This is a genomic window from Streptomyces sp. NPDC006332 (assembly GCF_040612855.1).
Taxonomy (GTDB): domain Bacteria; phylum Actinomycetota; class Actinomycetes; order Streptomycetales; family Streptomycetaceae; genus Streptomyces.
This window is the reverse complement of record NZ_JBEXRA010000008.1, coordinates 157810-181904: the sequence shown is the minus strand read 5'-3', so window position 1 is coordinate 181904 and position 24095 is coordinate 157810. Positions and strand designations below refer to the sequence as shown.

The 24095-nt window shown below is 70.5% G+C and carries 21 protein-coding genes; 15 read left to right on the top strand and 6 right to left on the bottom strand.

Translation table 11 applies throughout. The features are described from left to right. The first annotated feature begins 165 nt into the window (after positions 1–165). Complete coding sequence (locus ABZ027_RS10495; RefSeq protein ID WP_356766445.1) at positions 166–1053, top strand: SGNH/GDSL hydrolase family protein; 888 nt, start codon at positions 166–168, stop codon at positions 1051–1053. Positions 1054–1091: 38 nt separating this feature from the next. Then, positions 1092–2063, top strand: a complete 972-nt coding sequence (locus ABZ027_RS10490) for an aldose epimerase family protein (protein ID WP_356766444.1) — start codon at positions 1092–1094, stop codon at positions 2061–2063. Between the two features lie 98 nt (positions 2064–2161). Here ABZ027_RS10490 and ABZ027_RS10485 read toward each other — a convergent pair whose 3' ends face one another. Continuing rightward, positions 2162–4591: a glycoside hydrolase family 3 C-terminal domain-containing protein gene (locus tag ABZ027_RS10485; protein ID WP_356766442.1), complete on the bottom strand. Its 2430-nt coding sequence runs from the start codon at positions 4589–4591 to the stop codon at positions 2162–2164. Positions 4592–4695: 104 nt separating this feature from the next. Between ABZ027_RS10485 and ABZ027_RS10480 the strand changes: the two genes are divergently transcribed. Continuing rightward, positions 4696–5271 (top strand): TetR family transcriptional regulator, encoded by a 576-nt coding sequence (locus tag ABZ027_RS10480; RefSeq protein WP_356766440.1) that lies wholly within the window; start codon positions 4696–4698, stop codon positions 5269–5271. Between the two features lie 24 nt (positions 5272–5295). Here the strand turns inward: ABZ027_RS10480 and ABZ027_RS10475 are convergent, their stop codons facing one another. After that, entirely contained in the window at positions 5296–5625 is a 330-nt protein-coding gene (locus tag ABZ027_RS10475; RefSeq protein ID WP_356766438.1) for a YrdB family protein, read from the bottom strand. A 122-nt stretch (positions 5626–5747) separates the two neighbouring features. On the opposite strand from ABZ027_RS10475, the gene ABZ027_RS10470 reads away from it, so the two are divergent. Continuing rightward, positions 5748–6995 carry a pyroglutamyl peptidase gene (locus tag ABZ027_RS10470; protein ID WP_356766436.1) on the top strand — a complete coding sequence of 416 codons (1248 nt, stop codon included), beginning with the start codon at positions 5748–5750 and terminating at the stop codon, positions 6993–6995. On the opposite strand, the gene ABZ027_RS10465 is transcribed toward ABZ027_RS10470, so the two are convergent. Next, on the bottom strand, positions 6946–7773 hold the full coding sequence (locus ABZ027_RS10465) for an EI24 domain-containing protein (RefSeq protein ID WP_356766434.1): 828 nt from the start codon (positions 7771–7773) through the stop codon (positions 6946–6948). The genes ABZ027_RS10470 and ABZ027_RS10465 overlap by 50 nt on opposite strands. 279 nt (positions 7774–8052) lie before the next feature. Here ABZ027_RS10465 and ABZ027_RS10460 point away from each other — a divergent pair, with 279 nt between their 5' ends. Then, positions 8053–9204, top strand: coding sequence for a serine hydrolase domain-containing protein (locus ABZ027_RS10460; protein ID WP_356766432.1), 1152 nt, complete (start codon positions 8053–8055; stop codon positions 9202–9204). 112 nt (positions 9205–9316) lie between these two features. Here ABZ027_RS10460 and ABZ027_RS10455 read toward each other — a convergent pair whose 3' ends face one another. Continuing rightward, positions 9317–10339 carry an NADP-dependent oxidoreductase gene (locus tag ABZ027_RS10455; RefSeq protein ID WP_356766430.1) on the bottom strand — a complete coding sequence of 341 codons (1023 nt, stop codon included), beginning with the start codon at positions 10337–10339 and terminating at the stop codon, positions 9317–9319. Positions 10340–10434: 95 nt separating this feature from the next. On the opposite strand from ABZ027_RS10455, the gene ABZ027_RS10450 reads away from it, so the two are divergent. Further along, on the top strand, positions 10435–10878 hold the full coding sequence (locus ABZ027_RS10450) for a MarR family transcriptional regulator (protein WP_356766428.1): 444 nt from the start codon (positions 10435–10437) through the stop codon (positions 10876–10878). Positions 10879–10918: 40 nt separating this feature from the next. On the opposite strand, the gene ABZ027_RS10445 is transcribed toward ABZ027_RS10450, so the two are convergent. Continuing rightward, entirely contained in the window at positions 10919–11923 is a 1005-nt protein-coding gene (locus ABZ027_RS10445) for a hypothetical protein (RefSeq protein ID WP_356766426.1), read from the bottom strand. A gap of 441 nt (positions 11924–12364) precedes the next feature. On the opposite strand from ABZ027_RS10445, the gene ABZ027_RS10440 reads away from it, so the two are divergent. The 8 genes from ABZ027_RS10440 (at position 12365) to ABZ027_RS10405 (ending at position 23060) form a co-directional block, all read left to right on the top strand. Continuing rightward, complete coding sequence (locus ABZ027_RS10440) at positions 12365–13525, top strand: mandelate racemase/muconate lactonizing enzyme family protein (RefSeq protein ID WP_356766424.1); 1161 nt, start codon at positions 12365–12367, stop codon at positions 13523–13525. Further along, entirely contained in the window at positions 13522–14526 is a 1005-nt protein-coding gene (locus ABZ027_RS10435; RefSeq protein ID WP_356766422.1) for an alcohol dehydrogenase catalytic domain-containing protein, read from the top strand. The genes ABZ027_RS10440 and ABZ027_RS10435 overlap by 4 nt, the downstream gene beginning before the upstream one ends. A gap of 112 nt (positions 14527–14638) precedes the next feature. Continuing rightward, on the top strand, positions 14639–15607 hold the full coding sequence (locus ABZ027_RS10430) for a hypothetical protein (RefSeq protein ID WP_356766420.1): 969 nt from the start codon (positions 14639–14641) through the stop codon (positions 15605–15607). A gap of 140 nt (positions 15608–15747) precedes the next feature. After that, on the top strand, positions 15748–16860 hold the full coding sequence (gene chvE, locus ABZ027_RS10425; RefSeq protein WP_356766418.1) for a multiple monosaccharide ABC transporter substrate-binding protein: 1113 nt from the start codon (positions 15748–15750) through the stop codon (positions 16858–16860). Positions 16861–16900: 40 nt separating this feature from the next. Continuing rightward, positions 16901–18451, top strand: a complete 1551-nt coding sequence (gene mmsA / locus ABZ027_RS10420) for a multiple monosaccharide ABC transporter ATP-binding protein (RefSeq protein ID WP_356766416.1) — start codon at positions 16901–16903, stop codon at positions 18449–18451. Then, entirely contained in the window at positions 18448–19692 is a 1245-nt protein-coding gene (gene mmsB / locus ABZ027_RS10415) for a multiple monosaccharide ABC transporter permease (protein ID WP_356766414.1), read from the top strand. The genes mmsA and mmsB overlap by 4 nt, the downstream gene beginning before the upstream one ends. A gap of 139 nt (positions 19693–19831) precedes the next feature. Further along, entirely contained in the window at positions 19832–20998 is a 1167-nt protein-coding gene (locus ABZ027_RS10410; RefSeq protein WP_356766412.1) for an aldose epimerase family protein, read from the top strand. A 184-nt stretch (positions 20999–21182) separates the two neighbouring features. Then, positions 21183–23060, top strand: coding sequence for a histidinol-phosphate transaminase (locus tag ABZ027_RS10405; protein WP_356766410.1), 1878 nt, complete (start codon positions 21183–21185; stop codon positions 23058–23060). 108 nt (positions 23061–23168) lie between these two features. Here ABZ027_RS10405 and ABZ027_RS10400 read toward each other — a convergent pair whose 3' ends face one another. Further along, entirely contained in the window at positions 23169–23642 is a 474-nt protein-coding gene (locus tag ABZ027_RS10400; protein WP_356766408.1) for a MarR family transcriptional regulator, read from the bottom strand. Positions 23643–23705: 63 nt separating this feature from the next. Between ABZ027_RS10400 and ABZ027_RS10395 the strand changes: the two genes are divergently transcribed. Then, positions 23706–24074, top strand: a complete 369-nt coding sequence (locus tag ABZ027_RS10395; protein WP_356766406.1) for a VOC family protein — start codon at positions 23706–23708, stop codon at positions 24072–24074. The last annotated feature ends 21 nt before the right edge of the window (positions 24075–24095 follow it).

Here is a 24095-nt window from a genome sequence, read left to right as displayed (position 1 = left end):
CCCCGCCGTCCCCGACGACACGGCGACAGACGGCAGACGGCAGACGGCAGACGGCAGACGGCAGACGGCAGACGGGACACACGACAACGAGGACAGACGGCACAACGACCGACGGCACCGCACGCGACCACACGCTCCACCCCGACCACCGAGGAGACCAACCGGATGCGGAAGCAGGGCCATCGCTCGCGTGCCGTTCTCGCCGTGCTGGCGGCGACCGTTCTGGGCGTCACCGGCTGTGACGCCGTCGGCGGCAACACGCCGGGGCCGAGTGGTACCGGCGCGCACAAGGCGAAGCCGACGCCCGCCTGGGACAGCAGCCCGGCCTCGGTCGCGGCCGTGGGCGACTCCATCACCCGCGGCTTCGACGCGTGCGCGGTCCTGACGGACTGCCCCGAGGTGTCGTGGGCGACGGGCGGCAGCGCCAAGGTCGACAGTCTCGCCGTACGGCTGCTGGGGAGGGCGAAGGCTGCCGAGCGGAGCTGGAACTACGCGGTGACGGGGGCGCGGATGGCGGACCTGCCTGGTCAGATGGGGCAGGCGGCGGCCAGGAAGCCGGGGCTGGTGGCGGTGATGGTCGGGGCGAACGACGCCTGCCGGGCCAGCACCTCGGCGATGACGCCGGTGGCGGACTTCCGCGCCGACTTCGAGGCCGCGATGCGCACCCTGCGCCGGGCGGCGCCCAGGACGCAGGTGTATGTGGCGAGTGTCCCGAACCTGAAGCGGCTGTGGTCCCAGGGGCGGACCAACCCGGTGGGCAAGCAGGTCTGGAAGCTGGGCATCTGCCCGTCGATGCTGGGCGACGCGGACGCGGTGGACGCGGCGGCGACCGAGCGGCGGGACACCGTGGAGCGGCGGGTCGAGGACTACAACAAGGTCCTGGCGAAGGTCTGCGCCGAGGACCGGCACTGCCGTTTCGACGGGGGCGCGGTGCACGACTACCGCTTCGGCACCGGCCAGCTGAGCCAGTGGGACTGGTTCCACCCCAGTGTGAACGGACAGGCGCGGCTGGCGGAGATCGCCTACCGGGCGGTCACGGGGAAGAAGGCGTGACCCGGTGTGGCCCGCGGGGGTGACCTAAAGTTCCGCACATGAACGAACTCTTCGCCACACTTTCCGACGGCACTCCGGTCCATCGCTGGACCCTGGAGCGGGCGGGGGTCCGGGTACGCATCCTGTCGTACGGCGGGATCGTGCAGTCGGCGGAGGTCCCGGGGCGGGACGGGCGCGTGGTGAACGTCGTGCTGGGGTTCGCGGACCTGGACGGCTATCTGACCCACCCCGAGCCGTACTTCGGCGCGCTGGTGGGACGGTACGCGAACCGGATCGCGGGCGGCCGTTTCACCCTGGACGGCCGGACGTACGCGCTCCCGCTGAACGAGCCGCCCAACACCCTGCACGGCGGCGAGAAGGGCTTCGACAAGCGGGTGTGGGACGTGCGGCCCGTCGAGCACGGTGTGCGTCTGAGCCGGGTCAGCGCGGACGGCGAGGAGGGTTTCCCGGGGCGCCTGGAGATCTCGGCCACCTACACCCTGACCGGGTCCGGGGCGCTGCGGATCGTCTACGAGGCGGTCACCGACGCGCCGACCGTCGTGAACCCCACCAACCACAGCTACTTCAACCTGGGCGGGTCCGGGAACGCGGGCGGGCACGAGCTGCGGATCGCCGCCTCCCGGTACACACCCGTCGACGCGGACCGGATCCCGACCGGCGCCCTGGCGGAGGTGGCGGGCACCCGGTTCGACTTCCGCGAGGCGCGCCCAACCGGCGCCGGGTACGACCAGAACTTCGTGCTCGACAAGGGTGTGACGCCGGACCCCGTGGAGGTGGCCGAGTTGTACGACCCCGCGTCCGGACGGGTCCTGTCCGTCGCGACCACCGAGCCGGGTCTCCAGTTGTACACCGCGGATCACCTGGGCGAGCCCTTCGCGCCCGGCGACGGCATCGCGCTGGAGACCCAGCACTTCGCCGACTCCCCCAACCGGCCGCAGTTCCCGAGCACGGTGCTGCGGCCGGGTGAGGCGTTCCGGTCGGAGACGGTGTACGGGTTCTCGGTGCGCTAGAGTCGCCCGCTCCCCGGTGGGCCCCGGTGAACGTCGTGAGCCCCGGCCCAGGTGTCAGGTCCCGGGCCGGGGCTGTTCTTGGGGAGACTTGTCCCGGATCAGACGTTAATGGTCGCGGTGAGCCGGCGGTCCGTGATCGAGCGGCCCACCTGGATCTCGTACGAACCCTTCACAAACGACCAGGCTCCGTCGTCCCAGATCTCGAAGGCGCGGCGCGGGAGTTGGACGGTGACCTCGGCCGTCTCGCCGGGGGCGGCCGTGACGCCCGCGAAGCCGGCCAGTCGTCGGGCGGGGCGGTCCGGACCCGGCTCGGTGGGGGCCAGGTAGACCTGGACGACCTCACGCCCCGCACGCTCGCCGGAGTTGCGGACGCGGACCTTCACGGTGGTGCCGTGGACCTCGACGGACTCGTAGGTCCAGTCGGTGTAGCCGAGGCCGTGTCCGAAGGGGTACGCCGGTGTCCTGCCCGCCTTCTCCCAGGCGGTGTAGCCGATGAACACGCCCTCGCTGTAGGGGAGTTCGCCGTTCACCGGGACGACCTGGGTGACCGGGGCGTCGGCCAGGGCGCCCCAGGTGGTGGGCAGTCGGCCGCCGGGCTCGTACGCGCCGGTGAGCACGTCGGCGAGGGCGGCGCCGCCCTCCTGGCCGGGGAACCAGCTCAGCAGGACCGCGGCGACCTCGTCCCGCCAGGGCATCTCGACCGGGGAGCCGGAGTTGACGATCACGACGGTGCGGGGGTTGGCGGCGGCGACGGCGTGCACGAGCTCGTCCTGACGGCCGGGCAGGCGCAGGTCCTTGCGGTCGAAGCCCTCGGACTCGACGCGTTCGGTGGTGGCGACCACGACGACGGCGGTGTCGGCGGCCCGGGCGGCGGCCACCGCCTCCGCGATCAGCTCGTCGGGGTCGCGCTGGGGGCCCTGGTGGGCGAGAGAGAAGACGATGGACTTGAAGCCGGGGCCTTCGGGGAGGGCGACGACGTGAGTGAGGGAGACCTCGACCGGCTGCCCCGCGGTGAGTTCGGCCTGGGCCTGGGGCTGCGGGGGCTCGAAGAAGGTCGCGAAGGGGTCGGCGTCGTCGGCGGGGCGCTGGACGGCGTCGAAGTGGGTCGTGCCGTCCACGGTGAGGGTGAAGGCGCCCATGCCCTTGATGCCGAAGGTGTGCGGGCCGCTCTCCCGCGGGGTGAAGGTGCCGGTCAGTTCCACGCTGTGGAGTGCGTCGAGGGTGACGCCGTCGGGGAGGTCGGTGCCCATCCAGGTGAGCGCGCCGGTGGGTGCGGCGCCGGTCCCGATGACGGTGCCCGCCTCGTCACGGCAGACGGCGCGCAGCTCGAACCCCTTGTCCGCGACGGCGAGTTCGGTGTTCGGGTCGGCGCCGACGGAGTAGCTGAGGGTGCCGTCGGGGAGGGCGGCGGTGAGGCCGTCGAGGGGGGAGACGACCCGGGCCGGGAAGACCGTCGCGGAGCCGCCGCCGAGGACCCGGGCGTCGCGGGCGGCGGCGCCGATCAGCGCGACCGTGGTCCCGGGCCGCAGGGGCAGGGCCGCATCCTCGTTGCGGGCCAGGACGAAGGCGCGCCGGGCGATCTCGCGGACGAGTTCCTCGCCGTCCACGGTCTCGGGGAGGTCGGTGACGGCCGGGGCGGTGCCCTCCAGGAGGCCGACGCGGGCGGCGAGACGCAGCACGTTGCGGACGGCCTCGTCGACCGTGGACTCCTCGACGCCGCCGTCCCGCACGGCTTGGGCGAGGGCTTCGCCGTAGACGGTGTCGGGGCCGGGCATGGCGAGGTCGAGGCCGCCCTCGATGCCGCCGACGGTGGCGCGGGCGGCGGTCCAGTCGGAGACGTTGACGCCGTCGAAGCCCCATTCGCCGCGTAGGACCTCGTTGACGAGGTGGTGGTGCTCGGTCATCGTCGTGCCGTTGACCGAGTTGTAGGCGGTCATGATGCCCCAGGGGTGGGCGTTCTCGACGATCGCCTCGAAGGGGGCGAGGTACAGCTCGCGCAGGGCGCGTTCGCCGACCAGGTTGTTCACGGTGAAGCGGTCGGTCTCGGCGTCGTTGGCGACGAAGTGCTTGACGGTGGTGCCGACACCGCCGGACTGGACGCCCTGCACATAGCCGGTGCCGATCTCCCCGGTCAGGAGGGGGTCCTCGCTGTAGGCCTCGAAGTGGCGGCCGCCGAGCGGGGAGCGGTGCAGGTTGACCGTCGGGGCGAGGAGCACGTGGACGCCCTTGCGGCGGGCCTCCTGGGCGAGCAGGGTGCCGGCCCGGCGGGCGAGGGCGGGGTCCCAGGTGGCCGCGAGCGCGGTCGGGGAGGGCAGCGCGACGGACGGGTCACCGGCGGTCCAGCGGACGCCGCGGACGCCGATGGGGCCGTCCGACATGACGAGGGACCCCAGGCCGATCTCCGGCACGGCGGGCAGGGACCACATGTCCTGACCGGCCAGGAGTCGGGTCTTGGTGTCCAGGTCGAGCTTGCCGAGGGCGGCCTCGACGGCTTCCTCGATGTCCGGGGATGTCGGGGTTCCCGTCATGGCGGCGCCTCCTGGTTGAAGTCCGTGCGGTCCCCCTCATCCTGCATCGGTTGCCTGTAGATCGGTAGGTTTCGTTATCGATACGTTACTTTCGGTGTGGTGCGGTGTCGTACGGTGACGGAATGAGGGCGAGAGTCAGGAGCGAGGAGCGGCGGGCCGCGATCGTCACGGCCGCACTGGAGGTGATCGCGGAGCGCGGTTACCGGGGGGCGAGCCTCGCGGCGGTGGCGGAGCGGGTGGGGCTGACCCAGCAGGGGCTGCTGCACTACTTCCCGACGAAGGACGCCCTGCTGGTCGCCGTGCTGAAGGAGCGGGACCGCTGGGACGCGGTTCCGCCCAGGCCGCTGCGGCTGGACCTGCTGGCCTCGCTGGTGGAGTACAACGCGACGCGGCCCGGCATCGTCCAGACCTTCTCGGCCCTGCTCGGCGAGAGCGTGACGGAGGATCATCCGACGCGCGGCTACTTCACCGAGCGGTACGCGCTGGTGCGGGCGAACATGACGCAGGTGCTGCGCTCCGAGTACGGCGACCGGCTGCCGAACGGGCTCACGCCGGAGCGCACGGCCCCGCTGATCGTCGCGGTGATGGACGGTCTGCAGTACCAGTGGCTGCTGGACCCGGACGCGGTGGACATGCCGGGGGCGTTCCGGGACTTCCTGCGGTTGCTCGGCGAGGAGTGAGGCGGCCCCAGGAGGACGGCAGCCCTACTGGCCCCAGACGACCGCCAGTGTCTTGCTCACCCCGCACAGCGCGGCGAAGGCGACCGCCCACTGCCATGCCCCGGCGGCGAACAGCGCGGCGACACCCGCCCCGAACCACGCCGTCTCGAACAGGGCCCGGCCCGCACCGCGCGTCTTGAACCGGGCCCTCGGTGACCCGAACAGCGCCCACAGCACGATCAGTGCGGCCGGAGCGCCGAGGCCCACCAGCCACGTCACCGGCGCGGACGCGTCGAGCGTGAACCCCCAGCAGGCGGCGGCCACGAGGGCGCCCAGCTCGATCAGGAAGAGAACGCCCAGGTTGGCCGGCTTCATGGGCGGCAGTATCACCCGGCTGCCGCGACCACGGCCAGCACCGCGCTCCACCATGGCGTGATCCACGTCCGTCGGGCGATACTGCGCCAGTCCCCCCACCGCGACGGAAGGACACAACCTCCGTGCATTCCCTACGAGTTCGGGCCGGCGTTCTCGGCCTCGCCCTGATGGCCGGCCTCGCCGCCCCGACGACCGCGAGCGCCGTGGAGACAGCGCCCGCGCCGAGCGTCGAGGAGCAGCGGCTCGACCGTGCCGTGCCCCGGGAGATCCTTCGGCGTTCCGGGTTCGACGCCGTGGCACCGGCGCTCGCGCGTGCGCTGAGCGGCGCGCGGTCGTACCCGCGGGCCCGGCAGATCGTCGTACGCGAGGGGTCTGCGCTGTGGCGGCGGGCCGTGGACCGGGCGCAGGGGCGGGGGCCGGCGGGCGGGGATCTCAGCCGGGACGACGACCGGCCGTTGTACTGGGCGCGACTGGCGATGACCCGCGAAGTGCGCACCTGGGAGCCCGGGTTCGGCCTGTCCGACGCTCAACGGGACGCGCTGAGGGACGAGTTGGAGCGGACCTCGCGTGGGCAGACCAGCGTGCGGCTTCCGCAGGGCGGGAAGAAGACCAAGCGGATCCTGGTCACCGGGTTCGATCCGTTCACGCTGGACCGGGACATCCGCATCTCCAACCCGTCGGGGGCCACCGCACTCGCGCTCGACGGCACGGTGATCGAGACGGCGGACGGGCCCGCGCGGATCGAGACCGTGGTGTTCCCGGTGCGCTGGCAGGACTTCACGGACCAGACGGTGGAGCGGACGCTGCGGCCGTACCTGAGGAAGGTGGACCTCTTCACCACCGTGAGCCAGGGCCGCGTGGGCCGTTTCGACGTGGAGCGGACCAACGGGGCCTGGCGGGGCGGCTTCGCGGACAACGACGGCATCGGCGTGACCGGGCCGGTCCCGGTCACCGACCCGGCCTCGCAGCCGCAGTGGACGACGACGACCCTGCCGTACGCGAAGATCGTGGCCGCCGGCACCGGACGGTTCCCGGTGTACGACAACACCGAGGTCACCGAGGTCCCGGCGGGCGGCACCGGCCCCGTCGTACGGCCGGACGGGCCGACGCCCGGATCGGCCGCCCGAAAGGGCGGCGGCGGGGACTACCTGTCCAACGAGATCGCCTACCGGGCCACGCTGCTGCGGGACCGGCTCGGGCTCCACGACGTGCTGCCGGGCGGGCATGTGCACACGCCCGTGCTGGAGTTCGGGGCCGGGAACACCGATCCGGCGAGCGGCACCGTGACCGACCCGGGGTTCGTGCGCAACCGGCTGGACATCATCGTCCAGGTGCGGTCGATCCTGACGGTGGCGGCGGAAGCGGACTGACGTCGCCGTCGGCGTCCTCCTCGGCGTCGCCGGACTCCTCGCCCAGCAGGTCGCGGGCCATCAGGGTGGCGCCCGCGACCGCGCCCGGCATCAGGAAGACCGCGACGAAGGGCACGAGGAAGGCCACGGCGAGCGGGGTGCCGAAGCCCCACACCAGGGTCTTGCGGGCACGCAGCAGGGCGAGGCGGTCGCGCAGTTCGACCCGGCGGCGCTGGAGGGCGACCGCGGTGAGCTCCTCGGTGAGGAAGAACCCGGTGACGAAGAAGCCGATCACCGGGACGACCGTCTGGCCGACGACCGGCACGAAGCCGCACGCGAAGAGGAGGACGCCCCAGACGGCGGCGCGCAGCACGATACGGAGGCTGTCGCGGGCCGAGATCCACAGCTCACGCCAGAGCGGCAGCCCGGACTCGGGCGCGGTGCCGTCCGGGGAGACGTCCCGGTCGACCTTCTCGGAGAGGTTCTCGTAGAAGGGCTGACCGACGAGCAGCGTGACCGCGGTGAAGGTGACGACCGACAGGAGCAGGCCGAGGGCGAACAGGACGACGGTGAGGAAGCCGCGGAAGAGTCCGAGCCAAGGGCTCGACCAGTCGTCGGCGAACGGTGTCGCCCAGGCGACGAAGTCCTCGCCCCACAGGGCCAGCGCGACGAGTGCCCCCGCGTACAGGAGGAGGGTGAGCAGGCCCGGGAGCAGACCGAAGCCGTACTGCCTGCCGTGGCCGGCCATCCAGCGTTGGCCCTTCAGAAGGTACTTGAATCCAGCCCCGAGATCGCGCATGGGAAAACCCTATCGGGGCCGGTTGCGCGGGCCGCACCCACGCCGTCGCCGGGCCACGCCCTGCCGGGGTGTCACCGGCCGCCGGGGCACGCTCCCCCGCCCTCGGCATGTGATGCGGTTGAGTCGAACAGGCACGCCCCGCCGTACCGATCGCAGGAAGCCCCGGAGGAGGTACGCGTGCGCACGACGAGAAACGTTCCTGCGAGAACCGTCCCGACCGCCGGACGGCGGACACCCCCTGGGGGGACACGCGGGTGGCGTTTCAGGTGAGGAGAGCGAATGACGCAGGAGATCCACGGCACCGTCGCGGACGGCTTCGAGGGGGTACGGGAGGAGTTCGCGGCGTTCGTCGCGGGGGAACTCCCGGACTACGAGGGCCAGTTGTGCGCGTATGTGCACGGCCGCAAGGTCGTCGACCTGTGGGCCGGCGACGGCGTCGACGGGGGGTCGCTGTTCGGGGTGTTCTCGTCGACGAAGGGGGCGGCTCACCTGGTGGTCGCGCTCCTGGTGCAGGACGGCACCCTCGAACTGGACCGCAGAGTCACCTACTACTGGCCGGAGTTCGCCGCCGAGGGCAAGGGCGCGCTGACCCTGCGGGACCTGCTGACGCACCGGGCGGGCCTCATCGGGCTCGACGCCGGGTTCACCGCGCAGGAGCTGGCGGACGACCGGGTGATGGCCGAACGCCTCGCGGACCAGCGGCCGTTCTGGCGACCGGGCACCGCCTTCGGCTACCACGCCCTGGTCATCGGCGCGCTCAGCGGTGAGGTGGTACGCCGGGCCACTGGCCGCACCCTGCAGGAAGTGTACGAGGAGCGGATCCGCGTCCCGCACGCCCTGGACTTCTTCCTGGGGCTGCCCCAGGCGCTGGAGCCCCGCTACCGCCCGGTGCAGCCGATGGCACCGACGGCGCCGCAGCAGGCCGTCCTGGACGCGGTGCCGAGAGGCCCGCACACGCTGGCCTCCATCGCGTTCAACAACCATGTGCCCGAGTCCGGGACCCTGGAGGACTACGCCAACTCCCGTGCCGTACGCGCGAAGGGCCCGGCGTCCGCGGGCGGGGTCGGCGCGGCGCGCGGGCTCGCCGGCATGTACGCGGCGGCGATCAGCGAGGTGGACGGGCGGACGCCGCTGCTGAAGTCGGACACCGTCGCCGAGGTCGGGCAGATCCACTCGGTCGGGTACGACCTGGTGGCGCGGGCGCACAGGTCCTACGGCCTCGGCTTCCAGGCGATGGCGGACGCCTGGTACCCGTTCCTGGGCGCCGGGGCGTTCGGGCACAGCGGCGCGGCCGGCTCGCAGGCCTTCGCGGATCCGCGCAGCGGGCTGGCGTACGGCTACACACGCCGCCGGATGGCCTTCCCGGGCGGGGCGGCACCGGAGAACGAACGGCTGGTCAGAGCGGCGCACACGGCGGCCCTGGCCAACTGAACGCGAACCGGGCGAGGGGCGGCCGTGACGCCGCCCCCACCCGTTCGTTGGTACGACGGAGGCCGCACCCCTGGACGTGGGGTGCGGCCTCTGTAGTGTCCGGGCCCGGGAACTACAGCTTGACGATCATCTTCCCGGTGTTGTCGCCGCGCAGGACGCCGAGGAAGGCCTCCAGGTTGTTCTCGATGCCCTCGACGACGGTCTCGCGGTACTTGAGCTCACCCGACGCGACCCAGGGGCCGACCTCCTGGACGAACTGCGGCTGGAGGTCGTAGTGGTCGCCGACCAGGAAGCCCTCGATGCGGCCGCGGGTGGCGATGAGGCGGGCGAGGTTCTTCGGGCCGGGCGCGGGCTCGGTGCTGTTGTAGACCGAGATCATCCCGCAGACCGCGATACGACCGCCCTGGTTGAGGGAGCCGATGGCGGCCTCCAGGTGGTCGCCGCCGACGTTGTCGAAGTAGACGTCGATGCCGTCCGGGGCGGCGGCGCGCAGCTGCTCGGAGACCGGGCCCTCCTTGTAGTTGAAGGCGGCGTCGAAGCCGTACTCCTCGACGAGGAGCTTGACCTTCTCGTCCGAGCCGGCCGAGCCGATGACCCGGGCGGCGCCCTTCAGCTTGGCGATCTGGCCGACCTGGCTGCCGACGGCGCCCGCGGCGCCGGAGACGAACACCGTGTCGCCCTCCTTGAAGGAGGCGGTGCGCAGGAGCCCGGCGTAGGCGGTGAGGCCGGTCATGCCGAGCACACCGAGGTACGTCGACAGGGGCGCGGCGTCGGCGTCGACCTTGACGGCCTGCTTGGCGTCGAAGGTGGCGTACTCGCGCCAGCCGCCGAAGTGCAGTACGTGGTCACCGACGGCGATGCCCTCGGCCTCGGAGGCGACGACCTCGCCGACTGCGCCGCCCTGCATGGCCTTGCCCAGCTCGAAGGGGGCCACGTACGACTTCGCGGAGCTCATCCGGCCGCGCATGTAAGGGTCGACGGAGAGGTACTCGTTGCGCACCAGGACCTGGCCGGGGCCGGGCTGCCGTATCTCCGCCTCGGCCAGCTCGAAGTCCTCGGGCTTGGGCCAGCCGACGGGACGGCTGAGCAGACGCCATTCGCGGCCGGCGGAGGGGAGCGTGGGGGTGTCGGACATGAGAGGTAGCGCCTTTCCTGCGAATGCTTCAGTACCTGAAACAACCATGCCTCTGAATATTTCAGGCTGTCAAGTAACGGGGTACCCTGGATCGCATGGCCACACCCGAGAAGACCCGCCGTCCCGATGCGCTGACCATGGAGGTCGTCGAGCTCATCGGCGACGTCGTGGCCCGGTTCTACGAGGACTACGAGGACGCCGCGGCGGAGCACGCCCTGACCGGCGCGCAGGCGCGGCTGCTCAGCCTGCTGTCACTGGAGCCGCTGCCGATGCGGAAGCTGGCGCAGAAGCTGAGGTGCGAGCCGTCGAACGTGACCGGCATCGTGGACCGGCTGGAGGCCCGGGGCCTGGTGGAGCGGCGTACCGATCCCAAGGACCGGCGGGTGAAGCTGGCGGCGGCCACGCAGGAGGGCAGCCGCGTGGCCCGTGAACTCCGGGAGGGCCTGCGCTTCGCCCGGCAGCCGCTGGCCGGCCTCTCCGACACGGAGCGCGAGGCACTGCGGGACCTGCTGCGGCGGATGGTCCACACGGAGGCGTAACGCCGGGGGCAATGCTGTCAGATTTACGTAAGCGAACGTTTCATGTGCACCACCACAGGAAGCGGTCGCAGGTCTGCGTCGGGCGCGGTTCCGGGTTCGGGTCCGCGGTGGTCGGGGCGGCCGTGGGCGTGGGGGCCCTGGTCGGGTCCGATCCGGCCGGGGCCGTGGGAGAGCCGCCCGGGGCGGGGTCGGACGGTGTGCCGGCGCCGTCGCTGGGCCGGTCGGTGCCCTCGTCCGACGTGCCGTCCTTACCGTCCTTACGGTCCTTGTCGCCCTTGACGGACTCGGAGGCCGACGGGGACGCCGAGGGGTCGGGGGAGGGCGAGTCCGCCGCCCCTGCTCCGACGTCCTTCGGGGTGCCCGACGGCTTGCCCGTCCCGTCCGCCTCCGGGGAGGCGTCGCCCGCCGCAGACTCGTCACCGGCCGCGGCCGGTTTCGGGGCGTCGCCCGGGGCGTCCATGCCGAGTTCCGCGAGACTCAGTCCGCCCGCGGCCAGCACGAAACCCGCGACGATCAAGAGAGTCCTGCGTCGGCGGCGTCGATGCGCCGCGGCTTTGCGATCGCGGCGGCTCGCACCTTCCGAGGAGGCGTACGGGTCGTCGTCGGCGTCGTCGTCCTCGTACCCGGTGTCGCCGTCGTACTCCGCCGCGTCGCCCGTATCCCCAGCGCCGTCCAACTCCCGGTTTTCGTCGGCGCGTTCGGGCCGCCCCTCGGGATCAGGTACCGCCCGGCCGCCACGGCCCCGGGCGCGCCGACGCGCCGCGCGGCCGCCCGTCGGCTCCGCCACCGCCTCGGCCCGGTCGCCGACCGTCTGTGCCTCTCCCCCGGCGTCCGCGGGGTCCGCGACGTGTGGGGCCACCGCCTCCGCCGCGCCCTCGTACGAGAACACCTCGGCCCCGGCGCCGTAGGAGGCCTCGTACGCGGCCGTGGGAGCCCCGCCGGAATATCCGCCGTCGCCCACCCTGCCGGGTCCGTAGGCGGCCTCGTAGGCCGCTTCGTACGCCTCATAGGACCCCGCGCTATCCGCGACCGGCCCCTCACCCAACGACCCCTCACCCGCCGCCCCCGACCACGCGGGCGCGTGATCCCGCGTCGCGTGTGTGTGGAGCTGATCGACGGATGCGCCGCACCCCGGGCAGGCGAGAGCGCCGTTGAGGTGCCTGCGGCACGGCTGGCAGTAGTCCATGACGCGTGGAAGATTAAGTTCCTCTCACACGGCCCTCATAGTCATAGCTGTGAAAGTTGTGTAGGGAAGCCGACGCCCCGGGTGGCCACGTGCGGCCAGGTCGGGACAACGCGGCGAAACCGCCGTCGAAAGCCTTGCCGAAAGCAGTGTCGAAACCGTTATGCGGTGGACGCATCGACACCCATTGACACCCACCTCACACCGTCCTTACTGTCACGCCAGCATTTCGAACGTGTGACGAAATCTCGAACACACGCACCGAACTGAACGAAGCAGACGACGCAGCAAGGGGCTACTGCCGTGCGCATCACCGGAATCAGCACACACGTGGTCGGTACGCCGTGGCGCAACCTGACCTACGTCCAGGTGCACACCGACGAGGGCATCACGGGCGTCGGCGAGACCAGGATGCTGGGCCACACCGACGCGCTGATCGGCTATCTGCGGGAGGCACAGACCAATCACATCCTGGGCTCGGACCCGTTCGCCACCGAAGACCTCGTCAAGCGCATGAAGTACGGCGACTACGGGCGGGCCGGCGAGATCGTGATGTCCGGGATCGCCGTCATCGAGATGGCCTGCTGGGACATCAAGGGCAAGGCCCTCGGCGTCCCGGTGTGGCAGCTGCTGGGCGGCAAGGTCACCGACAAGGTCAAGGCGTACGCCAACGGCTGGTACACCACCGAGCGGACCCCGGAGGCCTACCACAAGGCCGCGCAGGGCGTGATGGAGCGCGGGTACAAGGCCCTCAAGATCGACCCGTTCGGCACCGGGCACTTCGAGCTCGACCACGAGCAGAGCCTGTACGCCGTCTCCCTCATCGAGGCCGTGCGTGACGCCATCGGGCCGGACGCCGAGCTGATGCTGGAGATGCACGGCCGCTTCTCCCCCGCCACCGCCGTCCGGCTGGCCAAGGACCTCGCGCCCTTCAAGCCCGCGTGGCTGGAGGAGCCCGTGCCGCCGGAGAACCTGAAGGCGCTGGAGAAGGTCGCCGCCAAGGTCGACATCCCGGTCGCCACCGGTGAGCGGATTCACGATCGCATCGAGTTCCGTGAGCTGTTCGAGAGCCAGGCCGTCGACATCATCCAGCCGGACGTCGGCCACATCGGCGGCATCTGGGAGACCCGGAAGCTGGCCGCCACCGCGGAGACCCACTACGTGCTGGTCGCCCCGCACAACGTCGGCGGCCCGGTGCTGACCGCCGCCTCCCTCCAGGTCGGCTTCTCCTCGCCGAACTTCAAGATCCTGGAGCACTTCAACGACTTCGCCGACGCGGAGATCAAGAAGGTCGTCAAGGGAGCGCCCGAGGTGATCGACGGCTACTTCCACCTGTCCGACAAGCCCGGTCTCGGTGTCGAGCTGGACGTGGACGCGGCCGCCGAGTTCCCGCAGCAGCAGGCCCGCTTCGACCTGTGGGCCGAAGGCTGGGAGCAGCGCAAGCCGAAGGGCACCCAGAAGTGAGCTCCGCCGTCGTCATCGAGGCGCCCGGCGAGCACCGGCTGACCTCGCACGAGGCCAGGCGGCCGGAGGCCGGGGAGGCGCTGGTGCGCGTCCACGCCGTGGGCATCTGCGGCAGCGACCGCGAGGTGTACCAGGGCAACCGGCCCGAGGGATACGTGCGTTACCCCCTCACGCCGGGCCATGAGTGGTCCGGGACGGTCGAGGCCGTCGGCGCCGGGGTGCCGGCGTCCCTGGTCGGCCGCAAGGTCGTCGGGGAGGGTTTCCGCAACTGCCAGGTGTGCGACCGCTGCCACGCGGGCGAGACGACGCTGTGCACGGCGGGGTACGAGGAGACCGGGTTCACCCAGCCGGGTGCGATGGCCACCACGCTCACCCTCCCGGCGCGCCTCCTGCACGTGCTGCCGGACGACGCCGACCTGACCGCGGGCGCCCTGCTGGAGCCCGCCGCCTGCATCGCGGCCGCCGCGATCAAGGCGAACGCCCTGCCGGGCGAGCGGGTCGCCGTGGTCGGCACCGGGACGCTGGGCATGTTCGCCGTGCAGTTCCTGAAGGCGGGCTCCCCGGCCGAGCTGCTGGTCGTGGGCACCCGTGACGACCGGGAGGCGCTGTCCCGCCAGTTCGGCGCCACGGACTTCCGCACCAAGGACCAGGAACTCCCCGAGGACTTCGACGTCGTCATCGAGACCGCCGGGTCCGCGTCCGCCGCGCGCACCGCCGCCTCGCTGCTCAGGCGCGGCGGGCGGCTGGTCCTGACGGGCATCCCGGCGCCGGGCGCCGAGGGGCTCGACCCGACGGACCTGGTGGTACGGCAGCTGGAGGTGCACACCGTCTTCGGAGCGCCGCCGGACGCCTGGGCGCACACGGTCCGGGTGTTCGCGGCCGGGCTGCTCGATCCGCTGCCGCTGGTCACGCACGAGTTGCCGCTGGCCGAGTTCCCGCGCGCCATCGAGCTGGTCGGGTCCGGTGATCCGAAGGTCGGAAAGGTGCTGCTGCGCCCCTAGACGTACGCCGGTCCGGCGGTCACCTGACGGGCCCCTGGACCGGCGTACCCCACGTCTTTCCGTCCCCTGAGCCGCGAACTTCGTCCGACATACCGAACACTAAGGACTCCTTGTGACCGACGCTTCCACCACGGCAGCCCGTAGGCCCGGTGAGCAGGCGCTCACCGCCCTCGGCCTGGGCGCGCCCGCCCTCGACCCCGCCGACGCCTCGCCGCACACCTTCCCCGGCGGTGGCCGCTGGCGCACCGAGATCCCCTCGTGCGAGGGCCCCGAGGCGCTGGCCGTCGTCCTCAAGGAGTCCTCGCGCCTCGACGTGCCGATCCACCGGATCAGCCAGGGCAGCGGCGTGTGGATGCTGACCGACGCCGAGATCACCGAGATGGTCGAGGCCACCGCCGAACGCGACATCGAGCTCTGCCTGTTCACCGGTCCGCGCGGCACCTGGGACATCGGCGGCTCGACCCGGACCGACTCGCGCGGCGGGGGCCTGCGGGCCCGCGGTCACGACGCGGTCGCCGGGTGTGTCGAAGACGCCGTCCGGGCAACGGAGTTGGGCGTCAAGTGCCTGCTCGTCGCCGACGAGGGCGTGCTGTGGACGCTGCACCGGGCGCGCTCGGCCGGCATCATCCCGGCGGACACCACCCTCAAGGTGAGCGCCCTCATCGGGCCCGTCAACCCGGCCGCGTACGCGGTGTACGAGAACCTGGGCGCCGACTCGGTCAACGTGCCCAGCGACCTGACGCTCGATCACCTCACCGAGATCCGCCGGGTTTCCGGCGCCCCGATGGACATGTACATCGAGGCACCCGACGATCTCGGCGGTTACGTACGGATGTACGAGGTCGCCGAGTTGATCCGGCGCGGCGCGCCGCTGTACCTGAAGTTCGGACTCTCCAAGGCCCCGGCGATCTACCCGTACGGGCACCACCTGCGCGATGTGACCCTGGCCACCGCCCGGGAGCGGGTGCGGCGCGGCAGACTCGCGCTGGACCTGCTCCAACGGCACGGCGTGGGCGACGACATGGCGCCGCTCGGCTCCAGACTGCCCGGCTCTCTGCGTCGGTTCGGTACGCCCTCATAACGTTCCGGCCAACTCCCCTTCACAAAAGCCGACGCAGGCACACACAATCCCACACGCCCTTTATCTCGGTCTCCCTCCCATCGGCGCCACGGAGCGCGCGGTGCCGGACCGAGCCCGTACCGACATCAAGGATGATGATCATGCGTACCCGTCGAGCCGCACTCGCCGCCATAGCCGCCTCCTCCTCCCTCGCCCTGACCCTGACCGCCTGCGGCCAGAACAGCGAGGGCGGCAGCGAGGACAAGGGGGGCAGCACCAAGGGCGCGACCATCGGCATCTCGATGCCGACCAAGTCCTCCGAGCGCTGGATCGCCGACGGCAAGAACGTCGTCAAGGACCTCCAGGCCAAGGGCTACAAGACCAAGCTGGTCTACGGCGAGGACGAGCCCGACCAGCAGGTCTCACAGATCGAGAACATGATCACGCAGGGCGTCAAGGCCCTGATCATCGCGGCGATCGACAACAAGTCGCTCAACAACGTCCTCCAGCAGGCCAAGGACGCCAACATCCCGGTGATCTCCTACGACCGCCTGATCCTCGGCACGAAGGACGTCGACTACTATGCGTCCTTCGACAACGAGAAGGTCGGCGAGCTCCAGGGCAGCTACATCGTCGAGAAGCTCGGCCTGAAGGACGGCTCCAAGAAGGGCCCGTTCAACCTGGAGCTCTTCGCCGGCTCCAACGACGACAACAACACCCGGTACTTCTTCGGCGGCGCGATGAAGGTGCTCCAGCCGTACATCGACAAGAAGCAGCTGGTGATCAAGTCCGGCCAGAAGGAGCTCACCAAGGTCACCACGCTGCGCTGGGACGGCGCCACCGCCCAGCGCCGCATGGACGACATCCTGACCGGCAAGTACACCAGCGGCCGGGTCGACGCGGTCCTGTCGCCGTACGACGGCATCTCGATCGGCATCATCTCCGCGCTGAAGTCGGACGGCTACGGCACGGCGAGCAAGCCGCTGCCCGTCATCACCGGCCAGGACGCCGAGGTCGCCTCGGTGAAGTCGATCAAGTCGGGCCAGCAGACGCAGACCGTCTTCAAGGACATCCGCAAGCTCGCCGAGGTCGCCACGAACATGGTCGACGCGGCGCTGAACAAGAAGAAGGTCGAGGTCAACGACGAGAAGACCTACGACAACGGCACGAAGGTCGTGCCCGCGTACCTGCTGCAGCCCGTGAGCGTCGACAAGGGCAACTGGCAGAAGGAGCTCGTCGACTCCGGCTTCTACAAGGCCTCCGACCTCAACTGACCGACGGGCCCACTGCAGCAACAGATTGGAAGGCACGACCATGGCGGGACCCGTCCTGGAAATGCGCTCGATCGTCAAGACCTTTCCCGGCGTCAAGGCGCTGTCGGACGTCACACTGACCGTCCAACAGGGCGAGGTCCATGCCATCTGCGGGGAGAACGGGGCCGGCAAGTCGACCCTGATGAAGGTCCTCTCCGGCGTTCACCCGCATGGCACGTACGAGGGCGAGATCCTCTTCGAGTCAGACACCTGCGAGTTCAAGGACATCAGAGCCAGCGAGCAGCGCGGCATCGTGATCATCCACCAGGAGCTGGCCCTGGTGCCCTACCTCTCCCTCGCGGAGAACATCTTCCTCGGCAACGAGCACGCCACCCGAGGGCTGATCAACTGGAAGGACACGCTCAAGCACGCCAGTGAACTGCTGCGCCGGGTCGGTCTGTCCGACCACCCGGAGACCCGCGTCGCCGACATCGGCGTGGGCAAGCAGCAGCTGGTGGAGATCGCGAAGGCGCTGTCGAAGAAGGTGAAGCTGCTCATCCTCGACGAGCCGACCGCGGCCCTGAACGACGAGGACAGCGGCAAACTCCTGGATCTCATCCTGGAGTTGAAGAAGCAGGGCATCACCTCGATCATCATCTCCCACAAGCTGAACGAGATCCGCAAGGTCGCCGACTCGGTGACCATCCTGCGGGACGGGCAGACGATCGAGACGCTCGACGTGAAGGCGTCGGACACCAGCGAGGACCGGATCATCTCCGGCATGGTGGGCCGCGACCTCGACCACCGCTTCCCCGAACGCACCGTCTACGAGGGGGAGGTGGGCTCGGCCCCGGCTCTGGAGATCCGCAACTGGTCCGTGCACCACCCGATCGACCAGCAGCGCAAGGTGGTCGACGACGTGTCGATCGACGTCAAGCGCGGCGAGATCGTCGGTATCGCGGGCCTGATGGGCGCCGGCCGCACCGAACTCGCGATGAGTGTCTTCGGCCGGTCCTACGGCCGGTACGCGGGGGGTCAGGTCTTCAAGGACGGCACGGAGATCCGTACGAAGTCCGTCCCCGAGGCGGTCAAGCACGGCATCGCGTACGTCACCGAGGACCGCAAGCACTACGGCCTCAACCTCATCGACACCATCAACCGCAACATCTCGCTCAGCGCGCTGGGCAAGGTGGCCACCCGCGGGATCGTCGACGAGCAGGCGGAGCGGCGGGTGTCCGAGGGCTTCCGCAAGTCCATGAACATCAAGGCTCCCACCGTCTCCGAGCCGGTGGGCAAGCTGTCCGGCGGCAACCAGCAGAAGGTCGTCCTCAGCAAGTGGATCTTCACGGGTCCCGAGGTGCTGATCCTGGACGAGCCGACGCGAGGGATCGACGTCGGTGCCAAGTACGAGATCTACACGGTCATCGACCAACTGGCCGCCCAGGGCAAGGCGGTCGTCTTCATCTCCTCCGAGCTGCCTGAGCTGCTCGGTATGTGCGACCGCATCTACACGATGGCCGCGGGGCGGCTCACCGGTGAGTTCTCGCGGGCCGAGGCCTCGCAGGAATCACTGATGCGCCAGATGACTAAGGACAAAGAGGTAACCCGATGAGCACGGATGTGACCGCCAAGACCCCGGCCCCGGCGCCGGGCAAGAGCGGAGGCGGGGGCGCGGGCGGTGGCCTGCTGCGGCTCGTCCTGGACGGCCTGCGCAGCAACATGCGCCAGTACGGCATGCTGATCGCGCTCGGCCTGATCGTCGCCCTGTTCGCCGTGTGGACCGACGGCGACCTGCTGCTGCCGCGCAACGTCTCCAACCTGGTCCTGCAGAACAGCTACGTGCTGATCCTCGCGATCGGCATGATGCTGGTGATCATCGCGGGCCACATCGACCTGTCGGTCGGTTCGGTGACGGCCTTCGTGGGCGCGTTCGCGGCCGTACTGACCGTGCAGCACGACGTGTCGTGGCCGGTGGCCGTGGTGCTGAGCCTGGTCGTGGGCGCGGTGGCCGGCTCGGTGCAGGGCTTCTTCATCGCGTATCTCGGCATACCGTCGTTCATCGTGACCCTCGCCGGCATGCTGATCTTCCGCGGTATGACGGAGATCCTCCTGGAGGGGCAGACCCTCGGCCCGTTCCCGGACGGACTGCAGAAGATCGGCAACGGCTTCCTGCCGGAGACCGGCCCGAACACGAACTACCACAACCTGACGCTGCTGCTGGGCCTTGCCCTGATCGTCTTCGCGGTCTTCCAGGAGGTCCGTGACCGCAAGCGCCAGAAGGAGTTCTCGCTCGACGTCGTCCCGCGCAGCCTCTTCCTGCTCAAGCTGGCCTTCATCGTCGCCGCGATCCTCGTCGTGACGATGCTGCTCGCCAGCTACAAGGGCGCGCCGATCGTCCTGCTGATCCTGGGCGTGCTGGTGGTCGGCTACGGCTACGTCATGCGCAACTCCGTCTTCGGCCGTCACATCTACGCCATCGGCGGCAACCTGCCGGCGGCGAAGCTCTCCGGCGTCAGGGACAAGAAGGTCACCTTCCTGGTCTTCCTGAACATGGGCGCGCTCGCGGCCCTGGCGGGTCTGGCGATCGCCGCCCGCCTCAACGCGGCCTCACCGAAGGCGGGCCTGAACTACGAACTCGAGGCGATCGCCTCGTCGTTCATCGGCGGCGCGTCCATGAGCGGCGGTGTCGGCACCGTCCTCGGCGCGATCATCGGTGGTCTCGTCCTCGGTGTGCTGAACAACGGCATGAACCTCCTCAGCGTCGGCAGCGACTGGCAGCAGGTCATCAAGGGTCTGGCCCTGTTGGCGGCGGTCGGCTTCGACGTGTGGAACAAGCGCAGGGTCGGTTCCTAAGAACGACCGGGGCCCCGCCGACCGGCGGGGCCCCGGTTCGTTCCGGACCCGATTTTGTCAGGAACAGCACAATGCTGTCGCACGACTACGCACCGCACAGTACGGGGAGGCAACTCCCCTCATTCACGAGGAGCCGCACGTGGAACTGAGCAGACGTACCGTCATCGCCGGGGCGGCCGCCGCCGGTGTCACCGCCGCCACCGTCGGTGGCACCGCGCACGCAACGGGTGGCGCGCACGCAACGGGAGGCAGGACACCGGTGAAGGAGCTCTTCGGCAAGCTCGCCGACGGCACGAAGGTCTACCGCTGGTCGCTGCAGAACGGCGGCACCCGCATGAAGGTCCTGTCCTGGGGCGGCGTGGTGCAGTCCCTGGAGATCCCCGACCGGCACGGCGAGTACGCCAACGTCTCCCTCGGTTTCGACAACATCGAGGACTACGTCGCCAAGACCCCGTACTTCGGCGCCCTGATCGGCCGTTACGGCAACCGGATCGCCAAGGGCCGGTTCACCCTGGACGGCAAGAGCTACCAGCTCTCCGTCAACGACGGCGACAACAGCCTGCACGGCGGCACCCAGGGCTTCGACAAGCACGTCTGGGACGTCGAGCCGTTCACCAAGGGCTCCGACGTCGGTCTGCACCTGCACTACACCAGCGTCGACGGTGAGATGGGCTACCCGGGAACGCTCAAGGCGAAGGTCACCTACACCCTCACCCGGCACGGCGAGTGGCGCATCGACTACGAGGCCACCACGACCAAGCCCACCGTCGTCAACCTGACCAGCCACGTCTACTGGAACCTGGCCGGCGAGGGCAGCGGCTCGATCGAGAACCACGAGCTGAAGATCGCCGCCGCCCGCTACACGCCCACCGACGCGGGCCTCATCCCGACCGGCGAACTGGCGAAGGTCTCCGGCACCCCCTTCGACTTCCGCCGGGCCAAGCCGATCGGCGAGGACATCCGCGCCGGTCACCCGCAGCAGGTTCTCGCCAAGGGCTACGACCACAACTGGGCCCTCGACAAGGGCATCACGGCCAAGCCCGAGCATGTCGCGACCCTGAAGGACCCGTCCTCCGGACGCACCCTGAAGATCGCCACCGTCGAGCCGGGGCTGCAGTTCTACTCGGGCAACTTCCTCGACGGCACCCTGGTCGGCACCAGCGGCAGCACCTACCGCCAGGGCGACGCGCTCTGCCTGGAGACGCAGCACTTCCCGGACGCGCCGAACCACCCGTCGTTCGCCTCGACGGTGCTTCGGCCCGGGCAGACGTACCGGACGACGACGATCCACTCGTTCGGCGTATAGCACCGAGCGCGTCTTTCCGGACAAGTTCGGCGGACGGGTTTGGAACTCGCCCTCGTTCCACATCCGTTGAACGGTGTCACCTCCGCCTCCGTATGTAAGGGCGGCCCGTGCTCCCCCGCGCGGGCCACCCAATGACGACGGGCCCGGTCGTCCCCGCCGGGCCCGCCCCATACGGAGGCTCTCCTTGGCTGACAACGTCACCTCGCTGTTCCGCAGCACCGCGGCGCACAGCCCGTCGATGGCGGCGTTGACGCGGGAGGGCGGCGAAGGGACCGGACCGGTCGACTTCTGCATTCCCTGCAACCCCTACTTCCCCACCCCCGCCATGTTCGACGAGATGGCGGCGCGGCTGCGGGAGATCATCACGTACTACCCGAGCAGCGCCGACACCATCACGGCCGAGCTGTGCAGTCTGCTCCAGCTCCCGCCGCAGTGCGTGGCGATGGGCAACGGCTCGACCGAGCTGATCACCTGGATCGACCATCTCCTGGTGCGCGAGTCGCTCGCCGTCCCGGTGCCCACCTTCGGCCGCTGGACCGACCAGCCGATGGAGACCGGCAAGCGGGTCGACATGTTCCCGCTCCAGGAGTCCAGCGGTTTCGCCCTGGATCTCGCGCAGTACGCCGAGTTCATCCGCGCGCGCGGCACCCGGGTCGCCGTGATCTGCAACCCGAACAACCCCGACGGCGGCTTCCTGCACAAGCACGCGATCGTGCAGTTCATGGACGCGATGGCCGACCTGGACCTGGTCGTCATCGACGAGTCGTTCCTGGAGTTCGCGGACGCGGAGGTCGAGCCGAGCGTCGTCCACGAGGCCATGCTGCGGCCCAACGTGGTGGTGCTGCGCAGCCTCGGCAAGAACTTCGGTCTGCACGGCATCCGGTTCGGCTATCTGGTCGCCAACCCGGCGCTCGCGGGCCGGATCCGCTCGATGCTGCCCAAGTGGAACCTCAACTCCTTCGCCGAGCACGTGGTGTTCATCCTGAAGGAGCACGGCGCCGAGTACGCGCAGAGCCTCCAGCAGGTCCGCCGTGACCGGCTGGACATGGCCGGCCAGCTCTCGTCCCTGCCCGGGCTGACGGTCTATCCGTCGCAGGGCAACTTCCTCTTCGTGCGTCTGCCGGTCGGCGCCGAGGGCACCGTGGTCCGGGACCGGATGCTCACCGAGCACCGGATCCTCGTCCGCGAGTGCGGCAACAAGATCGGCTCCTCCAGCCGCTTCCTGCGGCTCGTGGTGCGCCCCCAGGTGGACGTGCGTCGCCTGGTGTCCGGCCTGGAACAGGTGCTCTACGGGACCAGGAGGGGAGCCGCCGTGCCCGAGCTGGCAACAGGGACCAGCTACAGCTCGGGTACGGCGGCAGTGGACCGGTTGGTCGGTGCCACCAACGGGAACGGCATGCAGGGCCTTGCCGCTCAGGCCATGTCCGTCGGCGCGCAGGGGCTCGCACCCGCCCCGGCCGCCGGCGGCGGCATGCCGATGCCCGCGACGGCACAGGCCGGCCAGCCGGGCCGGTCGGGTCAGACCGGCGGTGCCGGGATGCCGATGCCTGCGGTGGCCCAGGCAGCCCCACAGCAGCTCGGCATCCCGGCTCAGGCGCCCGCCCCGGCGCCGGTCCCCAGCCAGATGCCCAACCAGATGCCGCAGATGCCGCAAATGCCTCAGATGCCGAGTCAGATACCCACGCCGGCTCCGGCGCCGATACCCAGCCAGATGCCGTCGCCGCCTCAGATGCCGACGCCGCCTCAGGTACCGGCCCCCAGCCAGATGCCGCGACCGGTACCGGCGGCGGCCGCCGCCGCCCCGATGACCGGCCCCATGTCAGGCCCGATGACCCCGGCGTCGAGCCCGATGACCCCTGCCTCCAGCCCGATGTCCCCCATGGGCGCCCCCGCGCCCGGCCCGACCCCGCCCGGCGTCCCGGCCCGCGGTGGCCTCACCGCCGCCCAGGTCCGCGGCATGACCAGCCCGGCCCCCGTACCGGACCTGACCACGGCCCCGGCGACCGGCTGGCCCAACGCCCAGAGCTGGCCGAACGCGGCGGGGATGGGTCAGGCGGGGTAGGGCCTGTCGTTCGGATCAGGTCGCAGCACATCGTCGGTGAACGTCGCCGGGAGGCCGGGCTCTGGGAGAGCCCGGCCTCTCGTGCGTAGAGGTGCGCCGAGGAACGGGCTATGCGTCGCCGTCGTTGCCGTCGCCGCCGCCGTCGCGCAGGGAATGGATCATGTTCCGCAGGATCCGGAACGCGCCCGCCTGCTCGGTCTCGGTCAGGCCGGCCAGCATTCTGAGTTCGACGGACCGGACCGCCGCGGTCGCCTTCTCCAGGCTCCGTCGGCCGCGGGGTGTGAGCCGCGCGGGAAGGGCCTTCCCGACGGGCGCCTCCGCGGGCCTGGTCACGTAGCCGTCTCGTTCCAGGGACTGGAGCAGGACGTTCATGGTCTGCCGGGTCACGAACGCGCCCCGCGCGAGCTCGGAGTTCGACAAGCCCGGCCGTTGAGCCAGCAGCTCCAGGCAGGAGTAGTGCGTCACGCTCATCCCGAGTGGCCGCAGCACCTCCTCCATGGCTACGCGCAGGGCGCTCGAAGCCTCTTTCAGCAGGTAACCCAGTGATGTGTCCAGGTCGACGCCGGCATCGTTTTGACTCATGTCAGGATTCTGACATACGTTGGTCCGTGTCAGTCTTCTGACACGAAGAGAAGGAGCATCATCATGCCCGCCACCGGCCCCGACTTCATCTCGCTCCAGGCGCGCGACCTCGACGCGTCACAGGCGTTCTACGAGCAGTACCTCGGCGTCGTCCGCTCGCCGGCCGGACCTCCGCACGCCGTCGTCTTCGAGACGAAGCCGATCGCGTTCGCACTCCGCGACATCGTTCCCGGTACCGATCTCGCGTCCGCCGCCCGGCCCGGCATCGGTGCCGCCATCTGGCTCCACGCCACCGACGTCCAGGCCATCCACGACGCTCTCGTGGCCGACGGTCACACCATCGTCTCCGCGCCGATCGACGGCCCCTTCGGCCGGACGTTCACCTTCGCCGACCCCGACGGCTACCACGTCACCCTCCACGACCGCACCTGACGAGCCGCACACCGCCGACGA